At 27.6% G+C, this 22,471-nt stretch carries 24 protein-coding genes; 16 read left to right on the top strand and 8 right to left on the bottom strand.

What is annotated here, in order from left to right; all coding sequences use genetic code 11:
• Positions 1-35: 35 nt before the first annotated feature.
• The 4 genes from tgt to folD form a co-directional block, all read right to left on the bottom strand.
• On the bottom strand, positions 36-1,157 hold the full coding sequence (gene tgt, locus CINS_RS02530; RefSeq protein ID WP_039649576.1) for a tRNA guanosine(34) transglycosylase Tgt: 1,122 nt from the start codon (positions 1,155-1,157) through the stop codon (positions 36-38).
• A gap of 82 nt (positions 1,158-1,239) precedes the next feature.
• Positions 1,240-2,406, bottom strand: coding sequence for a pyridoxal phosphate-dependent aminotransferase (locus CINS_RS02525; RefSeq protein WP_039649574.1), 1,167 nt, complete (start codon positions 2,404-2,406; stop codon positions 1,240-1,242).
• A gap of 163 nt (positions 2,407-2,569) precedes the next feature.
• Entirely contained in the window at positions 2,570-3,418 is an 849-nt protein-coding gene (lepB, locus tag CINS_RS02520; RefSeq protein WP_039649572.1) for a signal peptidase I, read from the bottom strand.
• Positions 3,415-4,263, bottom strand: coding sequence for a bifunctional methylenetetrahydrofolate dehydrogenase/methenyltetrahydrofolate cyclohydrolase FolD (gene folD / locus CINS_RS02515; RefSeq protein ID WP_039649570.1), 849 nt, complete (start codon positions 4,261-4,263; stop codon positions 3,415-3,417). The genes lepB and folD overlap by 4 nt, the downstream gene beginning before the upstream one ends.
• Positions 4,264-4,344: 81 nt before the next feature.
• Between folD and CINS_RS02510 the strand changes: the two genes are divergently transcribed.
• The 7 genes from CINS_RS02510 to CINS_RS02480 are packed head-to-tail and all read left to right on the top strand — an operon-like array spanning position 4,345 to position 10,177.
• Positions 4,345-4,689: a hypothetical protein gene (locus tag CINS_RS02510; RefSeq protein WP_039649569.1), complete on the top strand. Its 345-nt coding sequence runs from the start codon at positions 4,345-4,347 to the stop codon at positions 4,687-4,689.
• Positions 4,689-5,966, top strand: coding sequence for a glutamate-1-semialdehyde 2,1-aminomutase (gene hemL / locus CINS_RS02505; RefSeq protein ID WP_039649567.1), 1,278 nt, complete (start codon positions 4,689-4,691; stop codon positions 5,964-5,966). Before CINS_RS02510 ends, hemL begins: the two co-directional genes overlap by 1 nt.
• Entirely contained in the window at positions 5,963-6,241 is a 279-nt protein-coding gene (locus CINS_RS02500) for an AtpZ/AtpI family protein (protein WP_039649564.1), read from the top strand. Before hemL ends, CINS_RS02500 begins: the two co-directional genes overlap by 4 nt.
• Complete coding sequence (locus CINS_RS02495) at positions 6,225-6,710, top strand: hypothetical protein (protein ID WP_052251951.1); 486 nt, start codon at positions 6,225-6,227, stop codon at positions 6,708-6,710. The genes CINS_RS02500 and CINS_RS02495 overlap by 17 nt, the downstream gene beginning before the upstream one ends.
• Entirely contained in the window at positions 6,704-7,900 is a 1,197-nt protein-coding gene (locus tag CINS_RS02490; protein ID WP_039649562.1) for an MFS transporter, read from the top strand. The genes CINS_RS02495 and CINS_RS02490 overlap by 7 nt, the downstream gene beginning before the upstream one ends.
• Complete coding sequence (locus CINS_RS02485) at positions 7,890-9,911, top strand: flagellar hook-length control protein FliK (protein ID WP_039649560.1); 2,022 nt, start codon at positions 7,890-7,892, stop codon at positions 9,909-9,911. Before CINS_RS02490 ends, CINS_RS02485 begins: the two co-directional genes overlap by 11 nt.
• A 2-nt stretch (positions 9,912-9,913) precedes the next feature.
• Complete coding sequence (locus CINS_RS02480) at positions 9,914-10,177, top strand: FlhB-like flagellar biosynthesis protein (RefSeq protein WP_039649558.1); 264 nt, start codon at positions 9,914-9,916, stop codon at positions 10,175-10,177.
• Here the strand turns inward: CINS_RS02480 and CINS_RS02475 are convergent.
• On the bottom strand, positions 10,174-10,983 hold the full coding sequence (locus CINS_RS02475; protein ID WP_039649556.1) for a phosphatidylserine decarboxylase: 810 nt from the start codon (positions 10,981-10,983) through the stop codon (positions 10,174-10,176). The genes CINS_RS02480 and CINS_RS02475 overlap by 4 nt on opposite strands.
• Positions 10,984-12,108: a metallophosphoesterase gene (locus CINS_RS02470; RefSeq protein WP_039649554.1), complete on the bottom strand. Its 1,125-nt coding sequence runs from the start codon at positions 12,106-12,108 to the stop codon at positions 10,984-10,986. It lies immediately after the preceding gene.
• A gap of 71 nt (positions 12,109-12,179) precedes the next feature.
• On the opposite strand from CINS_RS02470, the gene abc-f reads away from it, so the two are divergent.
• The 7 genes from abc-f (at position 12,180) to CINS_RS02435 (ending at position 18,942) form a co-directional block, all read left to right on the top strand.
• Positions 12,180-14,114: a ribosomal protection-like ABC-F family protein gene (gene abc-f / locus CINS_RS02465; RefSeq protein WP_039649553.1), complete on the top strand. Its 1,935-nt coding sequence runs from the start codon at positions 12,180-12,182 to the stop codon at positions 14,112-14,114.
• Positions 14,115-14,175: 61 nt separating this feature from the next.
• Entirely contained in the window at positions 14,176-15,363 is a 1,188-nt protein-coding gene (locus CINS_RS02460) for a M48 family metallopeptidase (protein ID WP_039649551.1), read from the top strand.
• Positions 15,363-16,163: a HemK/PrmC family methyltransferase gene (locus CINS_RS02455; RefSeq protein ID WP_039651318.1), complete on the top strand. Its 801-nt coding sequence runs from the start codon at positions 15,363-15,365 to the stop codon at positions 16,161-16,163. The genes CINS_RS02460 and CINS_RS02455 overlap by 1 nt, the downstream gene beginning before the upstream one ends.
• 39 nt (positions 16,164-16,202) lie before the next feature.
• Positions 16,203-16,676, top strand: coding sequence for a DUF4149 domain-containing protein (locus tag CINS_RS02450; RefSeq protein WP_039649549.1), 474 nt, complete (start codon positions 16,203-16,205; stop codon positions 16,674-16,676).
• 26 nt (positions 16,677-16,702) lie between these two features.
• Complete coding sequence (locus tag CINS_RS02445) at positions 16,703-17,452, top strand: flagellin (protein ID WP_039649548.1); 750 nt, start codon at positions 16,703-16,705, stop codon at positions 17,450-17,452.
• 46 nt (positions 17,453-17,498) lie between these two features.
• Complete coding sequence (gene cmoB / locus CINS_RS02440) at positions 17,499-18,374, top strand: tRNA 5-methoxyuridine(34)/uridine 5-oxyacetic acid(34) synthase CmoB (RefSeq protein WP_039649546.1); 876 nt, start codon at positions 17,499-17,501, stop codon at positions 18,372-18,374.
• Position 18,375: 1 nt separating this feature from the next.
• Positions 18,376-18,942, top strand: a complete 567-nt coding sequence (locus CINS_RS02435; RefSeq protein ID WP_039649544.1) for a hypothetical protein — start codon at positions 18,376-18,378, stop codon at positions 18,940-18,942.
• Here the strand turns inward: CINS_RS02435 and CINS_RS02430 are convergent.
• Both CINS_RS02430 and CINS_RS02425 read right to left on the bottom strand, forming a co-directional pair.
• Positions 18,910-19,104, bottom strand: a complete 195-nt coding sequence (locus tag CINS_RS02430) for a hypothetical protein (protein ID WP_039649543.1) — start codon at positions 19,102-19,104, stop codon at positions 18,910-18,912. The genes CINS_RS02435 and CINS_RS02430 overlap by 33 nt on opposite strands.
• 1 nt (position 19,105) lies before the next feature.
• Positions 19,106-19,630 carry a thermonuclease family protein gene (locus tag CINS_RS02425; RefSeq protein WP_039649542.1) on the bottom strand — a complete coding sequence of 175 codons (525 nt, stop codon included), beginning with the start codon at positions 19,628-19,630 and terminating at the stop codon, positions 19,106-19,108.
• Positions 19,631-19,678: 48 nt separating this feature from the next.
• Between CINS_RS02425 and CINS_RS02420 the strand changes: the two genes are divergently transcribed.
• On the top strand, positions 19,679-20,947 hold the full coding sequence (locus CINS_RS02420; protein ID WP_039649540.1) for a M20/M25/M40 family metallo-hydrolase: 1,269 nt from the start codon (positions 19,679-19,681) through the stop codon (positions 20,945-20,947).
• A gap of 121 nt (positions 20,948-21,068) precedes the next feature.
• Positions 21,069-22,466, top strand: a complete 1,398-nt coding sequence (locus tag CINS_RS02415; protein ID WP_039649537.1) for an anaerobic C4-dicarboxylate transporter — start codon at positions 21,069-21,071, stop codon at positions 22,464-22,466.
• Positions 22,467-22,471 lie beyond the last annotated feature (5 nt).

Here is a 22,471-nt window from a genome sequence, read left to right as displayed (position 1 = left end):
ATACCTAATTATTTAAAAACAAGTCACTTTTTATTTTAAGTCATTCTTTGACTATAAAATTCTTTTTTAAATTTTTCGAATTCATCTTTTATAATAGCTTCTCTCATTTGTCTTGCTAAATCTAAATAATAATGTAAATTATGTAAACTTGCAAGTCGAAAAAAAGTTAATTCCTTGGCTTTAAATAAATGATTTAAGTAAGCTCTTGAAAAATTTTTACAAGTATAGCACGAACATTTAGGATCAATCGGCAAATAATCTGTAATAAAATCAGATTTTTTGATATTAAATTTACCAAAACTAGTAAAAAAAGTTCCATTTCTTGCATTTCTAGTTGGCATAACACAATCAAACATATCAACCCCACGAGAAACATTTTCAACCAAGTCTTCAGGTGTCCCAACCCCCATAAGATATCTTGGTCTATCTTCATCAACAAAAGGCATCATAGCCTCTATTGTATCATACATTACTTGATTTTCTTCTCCAACACTCAAGCCACCAATAGCCAAACCATCAAAATCCATTTCACAAAGCGATAAAGAGCATTGTTTTCTGGCTTCAAAATCTACTCCACCTTGAATGATCCCAAAAATATTTTGCCCTATGCCTATACCTTGATTTTGCTTCATTTTATGATATTTAATAGCTTCTTTTGCCCATTTAATAGTTCTTTTTAAAGAAAGATCGATACGCTCCTTAGTAGCTGGCAAAGCAACCAAATCATCTAAAATCATCATAATATCAGAATTAAAATCATATTGAGCATCTAAAACACTTTGAGGGGTAAAATAATGTAAACTACCATCAATATGACTTTTAAATTCTATTCCACCTTCATTTGGCTTTGAATTTTTATTTAAAGAAAAAGCTTGAAACCCTCCACTGTCTGTCAAAAATGATCCATTAAACTTACTAAAACCATGCAATCCACCCATTTTATTAATAATTTTTGAACCAGGTCTTAAATATAAATGATAAGTATTTGCTAAAATAATCTTTGCATTTAAAATTTCATTCATATCAACCGCATCTAAGCTTTTAACCGCAGCTAAAGTCCCAACAGGCATAAAAATTGGAGTTAAAATTTCACTATGAGAAGTTTTAATTCTGCAAGCTCTTGCATTTGCACTTTTATATTCTACTTTAAACTGCATTTAAATTCCTATAATTTTTACAAAAATTATATCAAAAGCTTGCTTATAAGTTGTTTGAAGAATCCACTTAACGCGGATTCTTTTAATATCTTTTCACAAAATCAACAATTTTTTGGCAACCCTCTTCTATATCTTTTTCATTGGTAGCATAAGAAAGTCTAAAATATCCTTCCATGCCAAATCCTATTCCGGGCACTAAAGCAACTTTCTCTTCTTCTAATAATCTTTTACAAAATCTCATTGAATCACCATCAACTTCTTTACAAGAAATAAATAAATAAAATGCTCCTTGAGGAATTTGTTCTAATTTTAATTTTGAACATTGAGATAAAATTTTACAAGCTAATCCTCGACGCTGCAAAAATGCTTGTCTCATTGATTCAATATCAGCGTTTGCTTTTCCTAATAAAGCTGGTAAAGCAGCATGCTGTATAATCGAACAAATATTAGAAGTGCTTTGTCCTTGAAGTTTTTTTACTGCATTATTAAAATCACTCATCTTGCTAGCCATATAACCAAAACGCCATCCTGGCATAGCTCCACATTTACTAAGTCCATTTATACTCACAGTTCTATTAAATGCATCTTCACTAGCTTGAGCAAATGCATAAAACTTTCCATCATACACCAACTTTTCATAAATTTCATCACTTAAAACTACGACCTTACTTCCTTCTAAAACTTTAGCTAAAGCAATAATTTCTTCTTTAGAATATATAGAACCTGTAGGATTTGAAGGAGAATTAAACATCAAAACCTTTGTTTTTGGTGTAAGTGCGTTTTTTAATTGTTCAGGAGTAATCTTAAAACCATTTTTAGCATCACCTTCTATAAATACTGGAGTTCCGCCTGCAAATTTAACCATTTCAGGGTAGCTCACCCAATAAGGACTAGGTATAATTACCTCATCACCTTCTTGCACTAAGCATTCAATTGCCATAAATAAAGAATGTTTAGCTCCTACATTGGTGATAATTTCATTTGCTTTATATTCAAGATTGTTATCATTTTTAAATTTGTATTGTATAGCTTCTATTACTTCTTTTATACCAACAACTGGCGTATATGCGCCACAACCTTTCTCTATAGCACTTATTGCCGCATCTTTGATAATTTTTGGAGTATCAAAATCAGGTTCTCCTGCTGAAAAACTAATAACCTTTTCTCCATTTGCTTTCAAATTTTTAGCAATATCAGTCATAACTAAAGTTAGAGATTCTCCAAGATTTTGAGATCTTTGACTTAGCATTTTTTATCCTTTTATTTATCTTTGAAAATTTTTTCCTAGTAATTCTTGCAGTTTGGAGCTTAAAAAAATATACTAATTGATTTATATATGATTATTTTTTAGAAAATGTGTAAAAACTATACATAAGCTTTACACATTTGTATTTTTTTGTTTCTTTAAGTAATTATTCTAAAGCTTCTATATCGCTTTCATTATGATGAATAAAACGTTTATCGTTTTCTATAGTTTCTACTAAACGCCCCACTCTTTCCCATCTAACCTTTTTATCTTCATCCCACGAAAAATAAATAAACCAAGGCTGTCCTACTATAAATTTATAATCTACACTTCCCCAAAATCTACTATCACTAGAATGATCACGATTATCACCCATCATAAAATACTCATTTTCAGGAACCTTAAAATAATAAGCGTTATAGCCATAAATATTATCAGATCCTAATTCATTAAAAGACATGGGTTTCATTGCAAACTGACCTAAATTTAAATATCTAAAAAATATACTTTCAATATCTACCCTCTCATCATAATGAATTCCTTTTTCAAGATAAGGCTCCTTAACATATATTTTTCCATCTATTATTTTTGTTTTGTTAGGATAAAAATCTTTCATATATTCATCACCTTCAATCATACGAATATATAAAGTTTTATTTGCAAAAATAACCTCATCGCCACCTTTTGCTACGCATCTTTTTACATAGTGGATTTTAGGCTCATGTGGATATCTAAAAACAACAATATCTCCTCTTTTTGGACCTTCACCGCTAACTAAATGACCATTTTTATTAAAATCAGGTAAAATGGGAATTTCCACCCAAGGTATATGTGGTGTAGGTATACCATATGAAAATTTTTTTACAAACAAAAAATCACCTACTAATAAAGTATTCTTCATAGAGCCACTTGGAATGGTAAAAGCTTGGATAAAGAAAAATATCACCAATAATACTATAACTAAAGTTCCAGTCCACGATTGTGTAAATTTATATATTTTTCTTAACAAATTCATACTTGTATCCTATTTTTAGCAGATTTTATAGTATTTTCTAAAAGCATAGCAATTGTCATTGGTCCAACTCCACCAGGAACAGGAGTAATAAAACTTGTCTTTTTACTAACATTATCAAAATCCACATCACCAACTATTTTACCATTCACCCTATTAATCCCTACATCAACTACCACTACACCGTCTTTTATCATATCTTCTTTTAAAAGATCAGGACACCCAGCAGCAACTATAATAATATCTGCATTTTTTGTATAAGCTTTTAAATCTTTAGTATATATATGACAAATACTCACACTAGCATTAGCGTTTAATAAAAGTGTAGCCATAGGACGTCCTACTATATTTGAAGCGCCTATTACAACTACATCAGCACCCTCTAATTTTATACTGTAATGTTTTAAAAGTTTCATTACCCCTAAAGGAGTACAAGGTAGAAAACCGCCTCTTAAATTTAAATTTAAATTCCCAACATTAAAAGGATGAAATCCGTCTACATCTTTGTTAAAACTTATACTTTCTAAAATCATATCTTTATTGATGTGCTTAGGAAGAGGAAGTTGAACCAAAATACCATCTACACTATCATCGTGATTTAGCGTATTTATAAGTGCAAATAATTCATTCTGTGTTGTGTTAACATCTAATTTGTATACCAAAGATTTAATTCCACATTGCTCACATGCTCTAGCTTTAGAATTTACATAAGTAGTGCTCGCATTATCCTCACCTACTAAAATCACAGCTAAGCAAGGTTCAATACCTTTATTTTTTAGTTCTATTACTTCGTTTTTTAATTTATCTTTTATTTGATTACTTAATTGCTTACCATCTAAAAGTACCATTCTTATCCTTAAGTTTTATAGCTTCATTTAACTTAAAAAATTGTATCATACCAAAACTTCTTTTTTTGTTAAAGGTGCATAATGAAATTTATATTTTTTTTGCTTTTTATTTTTATCAATGCTTTTGCAGAAGATTTTATGTCTCCAAAAGAATATCAAGAATCTCTTTATCAAAATCCAAGAGGTATAAGTTGTGCAAAATGTCATGGAAATGGCGAGGAAAAAATTTTAGGTTACTATATTCAAAAAAATGAAAAAATTCCTTTTGTAGTACCAAATATTAAAAATATTGATTATGCACGTTTTCAAAAGGTACTTAGCAAAGAACAAGGACTTAAAAGCATTATGCCTACTTATTCATTAACAGAAGAAGAAATACGATCTCTGTATATGTATATCAAAAAAAACAATAAAAAGGATAAATAATGAAAAACAATAAAAAAGCTTTTGAAGAAGCTTGTCAATTTATAGCAGGTGGTGTTGACTCACCTGTGCGTGCTTTTACTAGTGTGGAGGTAAATCCTTTATTTATAAAACAAGGCAAAGGTGCGTATATTACCGATATTGAAGATAAAACATACATAGACTATGTTCAAAGTTGGGGTCCTTTGCTCTTTGGTCATTGCGATAAAGATGTTGAAAAAGCTTGTAAAAAATCATTAGAACTTGGGTCTAGTTTTGGTGCTCCAACTTTAGCAGAAACTAAACTTGCTAAATTTATTTTACAAGATTGGGAACATTTAGACAAAATTCGTTTCGTAAGCAGCGGAACAGAAGCAACTATGAGCGCAATTCGTCTTGCAAGAGGATATACAAAAAAAGACAAAATCATTAAATTTGAAGGATGTTATCATGGGCATTCTGATTCTTTATTAGTTAGTGCTGGAAGTGGCGCAGCTACTTTTAACACCCCAAGTTCTCTAGGAGTTTTAGAAGATGTAGCTAAAAATACTTTAGTAGCTATCTATAATGATATAAATAGCGTTAAAACCTTAGTAGAAAAAGATTCTAACATAGCTTGCATCATCATAGAACCTATAGCAGGAAATATGGGATTAGTCCCTGGTAAAATTGAATTTTTACAAGAATTAAGAAAAATTTGTGATCAGTATAATATACTTTTGATATTTGATGAAGTAATGAGTGGTTTTAGAGCCTCATATCTTGGTTCATATGGAATTTATAATATCAAAGCCGATATAGTCACTTTTGGTAAAGTAATAGGAGGAGGTATGCCTGCTGCTGCTTTTGCTGCAAAAGCTGAAATTATGGATCTACTAAGTCCGCTAGGAGGTGTTTATCAAGCAGGTACGCTTAGTGGCAATCCTTTAGCTATGGCAGCTGGCTATGCAAATGTTAAAAAAGCAAGAGAAAATGAGGATCTATATAAAAATTTAGAAAAATTGGGTAAAAAATTAATTAAAGGTTTTAAAGAAGCAGCTAATGATTGTGGTATTGCTTTACAAGTAAATTGCATTGGCTCTATGTTTGGATTTTTCTTTAGCGAGAATCCTGTTTACAATTATAAAGATGCTTTAAAATCAGATACAAAACTTTTTTCTAAATTTCATGCTCAAATGCTAAACAAAGGAATTTATCTTGCGCCTTCTCAATTTGAAACAGCCTTTATTTGTAGTCGTATGAATAAAAAAATCATAGATACAACTATAGAAGCTGCTTATGAAAGTTTTAAAACCCTATGAATAACAAGAAAAAAATCATACGCAAGGGTATAGAAGCAGCCGATGGATTAAGTCTTGGAATTTCCATCGTTGTTGCTATTTTGATAGGCGTAGGTATTGGATTTTTTTTAAAAAAAACAACTGGTATTTTTTGGCTTTTTTGGATAGGTGTTTTTATAGGGATAGGCGCAGCCATTTTAAATGTATTTAAAGCTTATAAAGCACAAGTTAAAAGCTATGAAGAATTTAAAGAAGAAAATCGCTATAAAGATTTAAGAAATGATACTAAAGCCTAAAATTTTATTAAGTCTTTTACTGGGGTTAAATCCTATTTTTCTAATGGGTATTTTTGTTTATAAAGGATATAATATTCAAAGCTTCATAAGTTTTGAGTTTGGTTTTTGTGCACAAAATTTTATAATTTTAACTTCTTTTATAAATTACAAAAATTTTATATTGAAAAATACTAAAAATTATTATTTTATTGAAAGACCTTTGCAAATTTTTACAAAAAAAATTAATTCTTTTCCTAAAATAGTAAAATTTATTTTATTAGAAGACGATTTTAAACCTAAAGTGAAGAATATTTTTAAAAACGCTATAGTGTTTTTTTCTATATTCAAAATTTTTACTTATATATTTTTAGTTTTAGGATTTTTGGTGTTAGAATTTCAAGGTTTAATGGATATTTTTGCTTTGTTTGTTGCTATGTTTGTTACACCCTTAGCGGTATTAATTTACAATTTTTTAATAAGAAAATGTTAAGCTCAAAAAGAACGATACAATCACTTACTGCCTTGTTTTTTGGAATGGCTTTTATTTTTATAGGTAGCGCACTAACAGTGAATTCTATAGCAATCATTTTAAAACAAAATAATGTAAGTAATTTTTATATTGGACTTATAGGAAGTTGTTATTTTTTAGGCGCTATGGTGAGTACTATTTGCGCCCATAGAATAGTTTCTAAAGTAGGTCACATAAGATCATTTGGAATATTTGCCATTATTTTTGGTATAGCCACCATGCTTCATAGCCTAAATTCAAATTTATATTTTTGGATGTTTTTAAGATTTTTACTTGGTTTTTGTTATTATGCTCTTTTGATGGTTATAGAATCATGGTTAAATGAAAAAGCAAAAAATTCTATTCGCTCAAGAGTTATAGCATTTTACGAAGTTATATTTTATTCTTCTTCTGGATTTGGAATTTTATTAATGTCTTTCGATTTTACGGGTCATACATTATTCATACTAAGTGCGAGTTTTATTATGTTTGCCTCTATACCCTTATTTTTAATTCGCATTAAAGAACCAATTTTACCACAAAAAACAAAGATATCCATTCCAAAAGTTTTTGATGTAGTTCCTCTAGCTTTAGTTACAAGCTTTATTGCTGGTATGTTATTGAATGGTTTTTTTTCCATGGCTTCATTATTTATTTTAATACAAGGTTTTGGTGCCAAAGAAGCTTCATTTTTTATATTTTGTACCATGCTTGGAGGTTTTATTTCCCAACTTTTCATCGGAACATTATCAGATAAAATAAGCCGTAAATTTGCCATTATATTATGTGCTTTTACAGCCTTAATAGCTATGTTTTGTATATTATTATTCAACCAATCTCCATATCTTAAGTATTTATTTGGACTTTTACTAGGTATGGGTATGTGTTGTTTATATGCACTTTCACTTGCACGTGCTAATGACATGCTTGATGATTCTAGTAAAAGAGTAGAATTGGGTCGAGCTGTTTTGTTTACTTATTCTTGTGGAGCTTTGTTCGCTCCTGCGATATTAGGAACACTAATGTATTATTTTGAATCTTATGGTTTCATATATTTTTATATCTGTTTGCTAAGTGTTTTAGTGCTTTTTGCCATTGATAAACCTAAATTTAAAAATTTCACTAAATTCAAGAGAAAACCTGGCAATATGGTAATGCTTGATGATAACTAATATTTCAAATCAAAACCAAATCGCTAAAAATGAAGCGACAAAAGATATTAATAAAGAAAATATCAAAGAAAAACTTGATAAAAAAACTTCAATTAACGATACTTTAAAAACTCCTTTTTTTTCTAAAGATGAAGTTAAACTTCCAAAAGATTATGTTAGTAAGGTTGATCAAAAATTACAAGAGTTATTAAATAAACTTTTAGATCAAATTAGTACAGAAAAAGATCCTAATTTAGCAATATTAAAAAATAATAAAAATTTAAATTTTGCACCCAATATTGCCAATGATTTAAAAAAACTTCAAGGTGAACTTTCTAAAATTCCTGAATTTGAAAATTTCATTCAAACATTAGAAGAATTAATCAAACCTGCAAAAGAAGCAAATTTCAAAAATACTTCTGCACTGATAAAAAATTCTGGAATTTTTTTAGAAACAAAATTAAATTATGCATTAAAAGAACAAAATCTTCCACAAAGCTTCTTTAATCTCTTAAATAGTATCAAAGCAACTAGTAATCAGGATTTAAAAAAAGATATAGCGCAACTTGATCTTAAAAATTTAGATACCACAAACACTTTAAAAGAATTGATTTATATATTACAAAATCATAAGAAAGAAAATAAAGTATCTTTAGAAAATACAAGCTACAAAACACTTTTTAAACTTTTTGATAAATTAGAAAATTTTAAAAATTACATCAATAAAGACTCACAAAATATAAATAATAAAAAAATTCAAAATATGGCTAATCATTTTATTAAGGACTTAAACAAAAATCTAGCTCTTATTAATAAAGAATTATCTAAACCAGAAAATATAAAAATTCAAAATACTCATATTTTAAAAGATTTAAGTCAAAATATAAAAGAATTAATCAATTTTTTAAAAGATATTAAAAATACCCAAAATCATTCTCTAAAAGAACCAACAAATATTAATAATGAAAAAATTCAAAATAAGGAAAATTTAGAAAAAAACTTACACAAAGAACAAAATGAATTACCTAAGGATGAAAAAAATTCGAATACAATCAAAGATACAAAAGATTTTAAAAATGAATTACCTAAGGAAAAAATTCAAAATAAGGAAAATTTAGAAAAAAACTTACACAAAGAACAAAATGAATTACCTAAGGATGAAAAAAATTCGAATACAATCAAAGATACAAAAGATTTTAAAAATGAAAATTTAGCAAAAGAAGAAAATACTTTTATAAATAAATCCACAAACACAACATCAAATAAAAATAATTTTGATAATACTTTTGAGAATATTTTTAAAACTAATAAAAATTTAAATTTTTCTCAAAATTTACAAGAAGAATTATTAACAAATCTCAGTAAAGAACTAAACCAGACTAGCAAAAAACTTAATGAAGTTTTAAAAGCACTCGATTTGAAAAACTATGATGCAAAAAATTCCCTAGATGATATAAAAAATATAGAAAAAAAATTGGAACTTTCTATAAAAGATCTTTCTAAAATCACCCAAAAAAGCGCCAATGAAATTAATTCTGATTTACAAAAAGATATAAAATCTACACTATTACAAATTTCAAATCTAGCCAAAAATTTAGACAATGAAAATGTTTTAAATCAGACTAATCGTCTCATAACTCAATTAGAATTTAATCAGCTTCTTTCTTTGGCAGATAACAATATCCATACTTTTTTGCCATTTTTTTGGGATGATTTAGAAAAATCAAATGTTGTTTTTAAGCGTGGAAAGAAAGATAAATTCTATGCTCAAATAAATCTTGAGTTTGAAAGCCTTGGAAAAATTAATGTTTTTTTATCTTTAAATAATGACAAATATATTGATATAAATATGATGATAGAAAATATCGAATTTAGAAAAAAATTATACGAAAGAGCCCATGAGTTAAAAAAATCACTAGTAAAAGTGGGGCTTTTAAGTTCAAATTTTTTTATAAGCGACATAATAAAAAACAAATTTCAAAACCAAGAAGAATATAACGATTTTAACATGGGTTTTGATACAAAAGCATAAATATGACAAAAAAAATAAAAAAAGCAGTTGCATTAGGTTATAAAAAAGAAGAACAAAATGCTCCAAAAATCTTAGCTAATGCCAAAGGAGAAAATGCCACCAAAATCATTTCTTTAGCGAAAGAAAATGGCATACCCATAAAAGAAGATAAAGACTTAGTAGAAGTTTTAAGCAAACTTGATCTAGGCGATGAAATCCCGCCTAATATGTACAAAGCAGTAGCAGAAATTTTTGCCTTTTTATATAAAGTAGCTAATGAAGATTAAATAAAAGTAGCTAAATTTTTAGAAAATTTAACATCCTCATAAGCTTTTTTATTCCATTTTAAATATCCTTGTTCAGAAATTAAAACTATAGTAGAACCAAGCTCAAAATTGCCCAATTTTTGACCTTTCTTTATAAAAAGATTTTCATAAGTATGCGTAAAATCATAGCTTGATGCGTTTGTTTGTATGCTAGAATCAAATGTAAATTTCATTTTGCCTACATTTAAAGCACCCACAAAGACCATCCAAAGAATAAATTTATCATTTACTAAAGCTTTTACAACAACTCTTTCATTTTTAACATAAAGATTTGCTATTTTTGCTAGTTTTGATTCGCTAACACTAAACAAAGCCCCACTAACATAACTAGCACTTAAAATTTTCATATCACAAGGAGCATGATAATGATGATAATCTCTTGGAGAGAGATAAATATTTACATAATCTACTCCATTTTCTAGCTCTTCTTTTGTCGCCGCTTGTTTTAAAAGATCTTGTATATCATAACTTGATCCTTTGATACTAAGAGCGATATTGTATTTTAAATTATTTTGAAAACTATCTCCAAGTTCTAAAATTTTGCCATCACTCGGACTTATAAAACCATCATCTAGACTTCTTTCATTTTGTAATGTTCTAGTAAACAAAGCATTTAAACTATCATATTTTTCATAAGAATCAAATTCGCTCATATTTATATCAAAAGCTTTTATATAAGCCTTATTGATATTTCTTTGTATAAATTGTGGAAATTTAATTCCAGCTATAATTCCAAAAATTTTCGATATATTATTACTTAATGCCACTTATTCTCCTTTTAACCGCAAAAAAGCTATTTCACTAGGTGCTAAAAATCTTAACGCAGGACCCCAAAAACCAGCTCCACTACTTACATATAATAAAGTTTTTTTACTAAGTTGATACAATCCATACACATATCCTTGTTCTAGTAAAACTAGTAAAGAAAAAGGAAATATCTGACCAGCATGAGTATGACCTGACAAAATTAAGTCAAAATTTTCTACATTATTCATCTTCACATATTTTGGCTGATGCGTAATTAAGATATTAAATTTATCTTCATTTATTTGTTGTGTAATCTTTGAAATATCACTCTTTTTATATCCTAAATATTCAGCACTAAGATCTAAAGTACCACCCAAGACAAAATTCTCGAATTTAACAACCTCATCTTCTAAAATTGTAAAATTTTTCAACTTTCTTAATCTATCACTAATTTTATCAAAATCATTATAATATTCATGATTACCATATACATAATAAGTTCCATATTTTGATTTAAAATTTTCTAAAATATCAAGATAATCTATATTGTCAATATTAGTATCTATTAAATCACCTGCAATAATCACCATATCAGCATTCAAAGCATTAACTTTATCAATTAAACCTTGTAAAAATTCTTTTCCTAAATTTTTCCCCAAGTGCACATCAGAAATCAAAGCTATATTTATATTTTCTTTAAGCTTTGTATTTTTTATATCTATATGCTTTACTTTTGGCAAACTCACAGCATTAACAAAGCCTTTAAAAATCATACTCACACTAAGTATAACAAACCAAGAATCAAAAATAAGTTTTAAAAATTTTCTTCTTTGAATATTAAAAATTTGCTTTTTTTCATTGAAAAATATCCAATGTCCTACTTCAAACAATATAGCAAAAAGTAATAAAAAACAAGTAATAGTTGGAAAAATAGCTAAAATATAATAAAATCTTTCATTTAAAAATTCTGTACGCATACTGGCAAAAAAGATCATTTCCATACAAAAAATGAAAACTATAAGAATTTTCAAACTAGTTTTATAATTTGATAAAAAATCAACTCTACTTAAAAATCTTTTATAAACATATACATTAGCTAATATAAAAAAAAGTATTAACACACTAAAAAAAATTATTATTCTCATTACGTAATTGTATTTAAGCAAAATTAATATTTTTTTAAAGTAAAATTCCGAAAAAATATCAGGGAATAATTTTGGCTCTAATTGACTTAATAGATGCAAATAAAAAATTTAATACAAAAATCATCTTAGAAAATGCAAATTTTAGTGCAAATTTAGGCGAAAAAATAGCTATTATAGGTAAAAATGGAGAAGGAAAGTCAAGCTTTTTAAAAACACTCATAGGCACTTTAAAATTAGACGCTGGAAGAGTAATTAAACAAAATAATATAAGTATTGCCATGTTAAGCCAGCACGTTAGTTTTGAAAGTTCTTTAAGTGTGACTCAGGCAATAAAAAAAGAATTAGAAGAAATTTATCATGCTTTGAGTGAATTTGAAACCTACAATGAAAAATTATCTTTTGATCCTAATAATAAAGAATACCTAAAAAAAGTAGATGATTTAAGTTTATTAATTGATTCAAAAGATGCTTGGAATTTAGACCAAAAAATTCAAAGAATTTTAGAAGAATTTAGTTTAAAAGAATACGAAAATAGACCTCTTTGTTCTTTAAGTGGAGGGGAAATTAGACGTGTTGGACTTTGTACATTATTATTAAAAAACCCAGATATATTACTTTTAGATGAACCAACAAATCATTTAGATGTTTACATGAGTAGTTTTTTAGAGGAAAGATTAAAAGCTTCTAAAATGTGCGTTATTTTTATTTCTCATGATAGACATTTTATAGATGCTATAGCTCAAAAATGCGTAGAGATTGAAGCGGGAAAAATAAGTGTTTTTGAAGGTGGATATACTCAATATTTAGAAAAAAAAGCTGCTATTTTAGCGTCTTTATCTAAAAGTCACGAAACTTTATTAAAGCAATTAAAAAGTGAAGAAGAATGGCTAAAAAGAGGTGTAAAGGCAAGGCTCAAACGTAATGAAGGTCGTAAAGAACGTATATTAAAAATGCGCGAAGAAGCTAAAAAAAACCCTAGCGCAATTAAACGCTTACAGCTTGAAATTAAAAGAGCTAGTAAAAATTTTAATCAAACACAAAGTCAAAATCGTAAAAAAATGCTTTTTGAATTAAAAGATATCACAAAAACAATTTCCCAAAAAATACTATTTCAAAATTTTAGTACCAGAATATTACAAGGCGAACGTATCGCAATAGTAGGAAAAAATGGTTGTGGTAAATCCACTTTCTTAAAAATTTTATTAAATCAACTTCCTTTGGATAGTGGAGAAATCAAAATAGGAGATATAAAAATAGGTTATTTTGATCAAAGTAGAAGTTTGCTAAACACTGATAAAACACTTTTGGAAATTTTTTGTCCCAATGGTGGAGATCACATTCAAGTACGTGGTAAAAATATGCATGTTTATGGATATTTGAAACAATTTTTATTTCCTAAGGAATTTTTAGATCAAAGCGTGAGTGTATTAAGTGGTGGAGAGAAAAATAGAATTGCCTTGGCTTTGCTTTTTACAAAAGAATATGATGCTTTAATTTTAGATGAACCAACAAATGATCTTGATATTGCTACTATAAATATTTTAGAAGAATACCTGCTTTCTTTCGAAGGAGCTATTTTATTAGTATCTCATGATAGATATTTTGTTGATAAAATAGCTACAAAACTTTATGCTTTTGAAGACAACTCAACTATAAACATAGAAGTAATTTCATATAGTGAATACTTAGAAAATGAAAAAGAATTTAAAGAATTTAAAGAATTTTCTCAATATCTCACTACAAATGAAAATCAAGGTCAAAAAAATAAAGAAAAAACTACCAAAAAACTAAGCTACAAAGAAAATGAAATTTTAAATTCTCATCCTGATAAAATTCAAAAAATTGAAGAAGAAATCAAGCAAATAAAAAATGCTCTAAGCGATCCTAAAATTTATCAAGAACAAGGAGTTAATTCTTTATACAATCAACTCAATATACTTGAACAAGATCTAGAACATTTAGAAAAAGAATATTTTGAAATTTTAGAAAAAAGTGAAAATTTATAAAGATATTAACTCTTATTTTATTAGCTTGATTACAATTTGTAAAAATAAAAAAAGGAAAATTATGACACTAATACTTATTTTATGTACTTATACACTATTTACGCTTTATATTTCTTATAATCAAATTCAATTTATAAAAAAAGAGAGAAATAAACAAGCAGTAATTTTAAGTGAAAATGATTACATTAATGCAGCGAATATAGCTATAGAAAATGAAAAATACAAAATATTTTCAAATATTTACCATTTAATCGTCAATATAGCTTGGCTAAGTTTTGGATTTTTATATCTTAAAGATTTTTTTATAAAAGAAAATTCTACCTTTGAAAATACACTATTTTTACTTGCATTTTTGCTAATACTTAGTATTTTAAATTTACCTTTAGGGTATTATGAAAGTTTTATTAAAGATAAAAAACATGGTTTTTCAAATATGACTTTAACACTTTTCGTAAAAGATAGTTTAAAATCTTTGATTTTAATGCTTATTTTTGGTTTTTTAATAATATATTCTTTAGTCTTTTGTTTTGAATTTTTTGGTAATTATTGGTGGATAGTAGCTTTTGCCTTAAGTTTTAGCATAATTATCATTATTAACTTAATCTATCCTACTTTTATAGCACCTATATTTAATAAAATGACAAAATTAGATGATGAAAAATTATTAGAAAAAATCACTAATTTAATGCATAAATCTGGCTTTAGCGCCAATGGTGTTTATATCGTCGATGCAAGCAAAAGAGATAAAAGATTGAATGCTTATTTTGGAGGACTTTTTAAAAGCAAAAGAGTTGTACTTTTTGATACGCTTTTAAAAGCTTTAAAAGAAAATGAACTTATAGCTGTTTTAGGACACGAGCTTGGGCATTTTGTGCATAAAGATCTAGTAAAAATGTTATTTATGAGTGCTTTGATGCTTTTTGCTCTATTTTTTATTTTTGCACATTTACCAAAATCATTTTATATTCAAAGCCATCTTGATGAAGTTAATGCTGGAGTTTTTGCTTTATTAATAATTTTTGGAAATATTTTTACTTTTTTTGTTTCTCCTTTTATCAATAAAATGAGCCAAAAAAATGAATTTAACGCTGATTTACATGGGGCAGAATTAAGTTCAAAAAACGATATGAAAGATGCTCTAATAGCACTTGCAAAAGAAAATAAAGCTTTTATAAAATCAAGTCCAATGTATACGTTCTTTTATTCAAGTCATCCTTGCATTTATGATAGAATTAAAGCATTGCAATGATGCCTATAAAAAAAGCATTAGAATTAGCTTATACTAAAGATTTATCTCAAAAAGAGCATATAGTATTTATACTCTGTGAATTTTTAAACAAAGATAAATCTTGGATTTTTTTAAACCCAAATGTTTTAATCAATGAAAGAAAATTTTTTACACTTGTTGATCGTTTTTTAAATGGGGAACCTTTTGAGTATATCTTTCAAAAAACTAGTTTTTATGGCATGGATTTTTTTATTGAAAATGGAATTTTAATTCCTCGTTTTGATAGTGAAATTTTATTAGAAAAATGTCTAAATCTTTTAAATGAATATCATTTTAAAAATATTTTAGAAATAGGATTTGGAAGTGGAATTTTAAGTATTGCTTTGGCAAAAATAAAAAAAGTTTCACTTCAAGCTTGTGATATAAACCCTCTAGCACTTAATCTTGCCACAAAAAACGCAAAATATCATCAAGTGTTAGATCATATTGATTTTAAACTTTGTGATTTTAAAAATTTGAGTTCAAACTATGATTTTATATTTTCAAATCCTCCTTATATAAAAAATTCTTATCCTTTAGACAAATGGGTAAAAAACGAGCCACATAATGCCTTATATGGCGGTGAAAAAGGTTGGGAGATATTAGAAGATATAATCATTTTTGCTAAAAATAAAAAATGCAAAATTCTAGCTTGTGAATTTGGATATGACCAAAAAGAAATTCTAGCTCAAATTTTAAATGAATACAATTTTAAAGCTGAATTTTTTACTGACTATCATGGTTTTGATAGAGTTTTTGTTGCACATAATTTAAAGTATTAAATTATAATCACCATTAATTTATCTAAGGAGAATATTTTTATGAAAGCTGTATATTTATTTTTACTAGCAAGTTTAATTGGCATAGAAATTAGCATAGGTGTGCTTTTAGCTCCTACTATATTTTACCCTGAAAAATTTATTGGCGAAGGAGTTTTAACTCATTTTCAAAGCGGTCTTTTGATGACAAATATTTTTATTAAATTTAATTATGTTTTACTTGGAGTTAGTATCTTATCTATATTGGTAGAATTTTTTTCTTTTAAAAATAAACATTACTCTTTTAAAATAAATTTTTCTAAATTTATGCTTTCTTTAATTATTTTGGCACTAAGTTTGCTTTTTGTATTTTACTTTAGTGCTTATGTATTACAAGCACAAAATTTAGGAGAAGAAGCAACACAAACTCAAGAATTTATAAAAATTCATGGGGCAAGTGAAGTTGTGATGAAAATCATTATGTTTTCCCAACTTGCTTTATTTTTTCTAAATTTTAAAAAAAATGATATAATATAACAAGTCTTTAAAAAAGGAGCAAAGCGATGAAAATAAATGATGTAGGATCAACTCAAGCAAGTCAGTATGCTAATCAAGCACAAAAAAATCAAGAAAAAGCTTTGTCAAATATAGCTGCAATTCGTGCCATTGATGGTACTGATAGTGCAAATTTAGCTATAGCAGATTCACTAAGAAATCAATATAGCACTATAGATCAAGGTATTTTAAACGCTTATGATTCCATAGGTATTTTACAAATAGCAGATTCAACTTTAAATAACGTATCTTTAACAGCGGATAAACTTAATGAACTTTCAGTTCGTTCTAATAATGCTGCATTAAATGATAGACAAAGAGGTATATTAAATACTGAAGCAACTAGACTAGTAAATTCTATAAATGATGCTTTTGAAAATGCTAATTTTAATGGAAAGAATGTTTTTCAAAGTATGGATTTTGTAGTAGGTTCTGGAGTTGAAAATATCAATCTAAATCAACCTAATACAACAGATCTTAGTCTTGAAAATCAAGATAAGATTCATGAATTCCTTGACCAAGTAGGAACTTTACGTGCAGATATTGGCGCTGGTATTAATGGCATCAATGCAAATATTAATTCATCTTTGCAAACTAGCATTAACACTAAAGAGGCTGAAAGCAAACTGCAAAATAATGACTTAGCTAAAAATGTAAATGATTTTAACGCAAACTATTTAAAAGAAAATGCATTTTTGTTTGCTAATGCTCATTCAAATATAATGCTACAAACAAAATTAGCAAGCTTACTCCAATAAATACAAAACTCCCTTCTTTTAAAAGGGAGTTTTAACGAATAAATTCATGCAAAACAATGCTTTATTAAAACAAGCTCTAGATCATCCTCTTTATAAAGAAATTCAAGATTTAAACAAAGAAATTTCAAAATCACGAATAAAAATAAATGATAGTTTTGAAATCTTATGTGATAAAAATTTTGATGAAAAAATTAAAAGTATAGCTTTACAATTAAAACCATGGCGCAAAGGACCATTTAAGATTAACGAACTTTTTATCGATACAGAATGGCAAAGTTTCATTAAATTTAATACATTAAAAGATTATATACCTTGCATCAAAGATAAAATTGTAGCAGATATTGGATGTAATAATGGCTATTATATGTTTAAAATGCTAGAATTTAACCCAAAAAAAATCATAGGTTTTGATCCTTCAATAAAATATTATCTTCAGTTTTTATTATTAAATTCTCTAGCAAAAACTCACATAAAATACGAATTATTAGGTGTAGCTGATGTACCACATTATGCTTTTAAATTTGATGTTATTTTTTGTCTTGGGGTAATTTATCATCGAAGCGATCCTGTAATGATGTTGAAGCAACTTAAACAATCTCTCAATAAAGATGGTATAGTGTTTTTAGACACTATGTATATAGAAGATGAAAGAGAAATTGCACTTATTCCTCAAAAAACTTATTCAAAAATACCAAATATTTTTTTCATTCCGTCGATATTGGGTTTAAGAAATTGGTGTATCAAAGCTGGCTTTAGTGAATTTGAAGTTTTAGCTACAAAACAAACAGACTTTAAAGAACAAAGAAAAACAGAATGGATAGATTCTTATTCTTTAGAATGTTTTTTAGATAAAAATGATTTAAATTTCACTTGCGAGGGCTATCCTGCCCCAAGAAGAGTGTATGTAAAATTAAAGGTTTAAAATGGCAAAAAGTGCGAATGTAGTTAGCATAGAAGAACTAATAGATCCTGAAGAATTAAATCGCATCAAAACAGAGCTTATTACTTGTCCAAACATTAATAATAACTTAGCAGGAAGTATATCCCACATAGAAAAAAATTTTGCTAAAGGCATATTAATTACCACAGGAGATATGGCAGTAGATGATCTTGGATTAGTCCACAGTGGTTTTGTTTTTAATGCTGCAAATTATATCGCACAAGCTGCTATTAATAAGCAATTTAGCGTATTAATAGGTTCTAGAAGTTTTTTTTATGCACCTTTAAAAGTTGGTGATATTTTAAATCTTGAAGCTAATGCTTTGTTTAGTGATGATGCTAGAAAAAGAGAGGTGAAAGTAGTTGGCTTTGTAAATGAAATTAAAATTTTTGATGCTTCATTTCAAGTTATAACAACTGAAGAACATATTTTTAAACTCAAACAAACTCAAACAAATTTAAATAACAACAATCAGGAGAATCAAGAGAATTCTCAAAAAGATTCTTCTCAAGCTGAATTAAATGCTGCCCTCAAAAGTCTCGGGGGTTAAAGGCAAATCGATCCAATTTTGCGGGCATTCTTTATGGTATATTCCGCTTGCATCATAATATTCTTTACAATCATCATAAAAACGATTTGAAACTCCTCTTTCATTAACAAAACATCCACTGAAAAACAATATCAAAAATACTAAAATAATTTTTTTAAACATCTTATTTTAACCTTATCTGCTTTCGCCACTTATAAGGCTCTATAGGATTTTTATCTTCCCACAAGCCTTTTTTAGCACTTCTAGCTATATTTTGCATATTAAGATATAAATCACTATAATGTTCATAAGCCCATGCATAGCCATTTTTAACCATAATTTGATTAATATCTTTATCATTTAAATAAACAATAGCTAAAATTCTACCATATTTATCTTCATCTTTGATACTTAAAGTAACTTCTTTGTTTAGTACGATAGCATTTAAAAATTTCTTTGATATTTGTCCATAAGCTTGATTTTTTTCTGGAGCATCAATACCAAATAATCTTACTTTTTGCTCTTTATTATTTACCACAACCCTTATAGTATCCCCATCTATAACCTCAACTACCTTTGCTTGCACATATGAATTTACATCATAATTTAACACATAAGCAAAAGCTATCAAAAATCCCATAATTAAAATTTTTTTAGGATCTTTTAATAAATCCAATAAAAGCTTTATTTGTTTTTTAGAAAATTTCATTTCATACCTAGATAAAATATGTCATAATATTATAAAAAAGGAAAAATTATGGAAGAAATTATACAAAATTTTAAACAAATAGCTAAAATACCTCATTGTAGTTATGAAACCGATCAACTAAAAGATTTCTTAATCTCCTATGCAAAGGATCAAAACTGCATAGTAAATACTGACAAAGCTGGCAATATACAAGTTTATAAAGGAAATCCTAAAATTTGTTTGCAAAGTCATTATGATATGGTTTGCATGGGAGATGCACCCAAAATAGAAATTTACGAAGAACAAGGTTTTTTAAAAGCAAAAAATTCAAGTCTTGGGGCAGATAATGGCATAGGCGTTGCCTTAATGATGCAAGCTCTAAAAGATTATGACAATATAGAATGCCTTTTTACAAACAATGAAGAAGTTGGACTTGGTGGGGCAAATAATTTAGAATTAACCCTCATATCAAAAAAACTCTTAAACTTAGACCATGAAGATGATAAAGATATAGTTGTTTCGTGTGCTGGTGGTGTTGATGTTTTTGCAAATTTAGACTTAATCTTGGACGAAAAAGAAGAGCAATGTTATGAAATAGAAGCTGTCTCTTTTAAAGGTGGGCATTCTGGAGTTGATATTATTAAAAATATTAAAAGTTCAATCAAAGAAATGGCTAGATTTATCAGTCAAAACAACGGAGAAATTTGTGAATTTCGTGGAGGTGAAAGAATCAATTCTATACCTAAGCACGCAAATGCTATAGTATTTTTCAAAACCCCTCCTAAAGAAAATCAATATTTTAAAATCAAAGCTCTTGGAAAAATTAAAAGAACTTATTATAAAAATTCAAATGTTGTATTAGATCTTATTAATGCTTTTGCACAAGGTGTTAGAAGCTTTAATTCTCATTTAAATTTAGTACAAACTAGTATTAATCTTTCTTTAGCTTACGAAAAAGAAGGAAAATTTTATTTTGAACTTTTTGCTAGGTCAAATAATTTAGAAGAACTCCAAAATATAGAGTTTGAAACATTAACTTATTTTAAAATGTCAAATTGTCAAGTAAGTAGTGCTAATTTTTATCCACCTTGGGAAAACACAGATACTAAATTTGCAGAAGAAATTCTAAAATGTTTTGAAGAAGAAAATTTAGAAGCTAAGTTATATGCCATACATGCTGGATTAGAGTGTGGAGTTATAGGAAGCAAACAACCGCTTGAATGTTGTTCTATAGGTCCAAATATCTATCATCCTCATTCTACTGATGAAAAATGTGAATTAGCCTCTGTTGAAAAAATTAACAAAGTTTTAAAAAATATTCTCAAAAAATACCAATAAATCTATTTACTAACATTTTTTTTAATGTTAGTAAATATTTATTTAAAATTATAAATATTTTATTTACTATTAATATTCATTGCATTATACTTTGTTTAATTTTAAAAACAAGGAGATGGCGATGGAAATATTAACAAGCCTTAGCGAAGGCGTTCAATTTAGTATCCAATTAATAGTTGTGCTTATTTGTCTTTTTTATGGAGCAAAAAAAGGAGGTATTGCTCTAGGTTTATTAGGCGGTATAGGTTTATTAATTTTAAGCTTTGGTTTTGCTGTTGCACCAGGAAAGCCTGCTATTGATGTTATGCTTACTATTTTAGCAGTTGTCGTAGCAAGTGCAACCTTGCAAGCTAGCGGTGGCTTAGATGTAATGCTTCAAATTGCTGAAAAAATTTTGAGAAAAAATCCTAAATTCTTAACCATATTAGCACCTTTTGTTACTTGTTTTTTAACTATACTTTGCGGAACAGGGCATGTTGTTTATACTATGATGCCTATTATTTACGATATAGCTATAAAAAACGGAATTCGTCCTGAAAGACCTATGGCAGCTTCAAGTATATCAAGCCAACTTGGAGTTATTGCAAGTCCTGTTTCTGTTGCCGTTGTAAGCTTAACTGCACTACTTTTAAATCCTGATTTAAACAAACATCCACTAGCAGGATTTGATGGATATGTAGATTTATTAGCTATTACTATACCTTCTACTCTTATAGGTGTTTTAGCCATTGGAATTTTTTCATGGTTTAGAGGAAAAGATCTTGATAAAGATGAAGAATTTCAAGCAAGATTAAAAAATCCTGAACAAAAAGAATATATTTATGGAGATAGCAAAACTTTATTAGGAGAAAAATTACCTACTATTCAATGGATAGCTATGTGGATATTTTTAGGTGCTATTGCTATTGTTGCTATACTTGGAGCATTTCCAGAATTTAGACCTCAATTTACAAATGCAAAAGGAGCTGTAAAACCTATGAGTATGGTAGTGACTATACAAATGTTTATGCTTTTAGCAGGATCAGCTTTAATTATATTTACAAAACTAGATCCAAGCAAAATCGCTAAAAATGAAATTTTCAAATCAGGTATGATAGCACTCGTAGCAGTTTTTGGAATTTCTTGGATGGCAGATACTATGTTTGCAGTTCATACACCTATGATGAAAGAATCTTTAGGTAGTATTGTAAAAGAGCACCCTTGGACTTATGCTTTAATGCTTTTACTAATATCTAAATTCGTAAATTCTCAAGCAGCGGCAATAGCGGCTTTTGTGCCACTTGCTTTAGGCATAGGAGTTGAACCAGGTATTATTATAGCTTTTGCAGCAGCTTGCTATGGATATTATATTTTACCAACTTATCCAAGTGACTTAGCTACTATACAATTTGACAGATCAGGCACTACTAAAATAGGCAAATATGTCATTAATCATAGCTTTATCATTCCAGGTTTAATAGGAGTTATTACTTCTTGTATAGCAGGATATTTTTTAGCTTTAAGTGCAGGATACTTATAAAATAA

The organism is Campylobacter insulaenigrae NCTC 12927 (genome assembly GCF_000816185.1).
Taxonomy (GTDB): Bacteria; Campylobacterota; Campylobacteria; order Campylobacterales; family Campylobacteraceae; genus Campylobacter_D; species Campylobacter_D insulaenigrae.
Note: the sequence above shows the minus strand (reverse complement) of the source record. Positions and strands in the feature narration are given on the sequence as shown.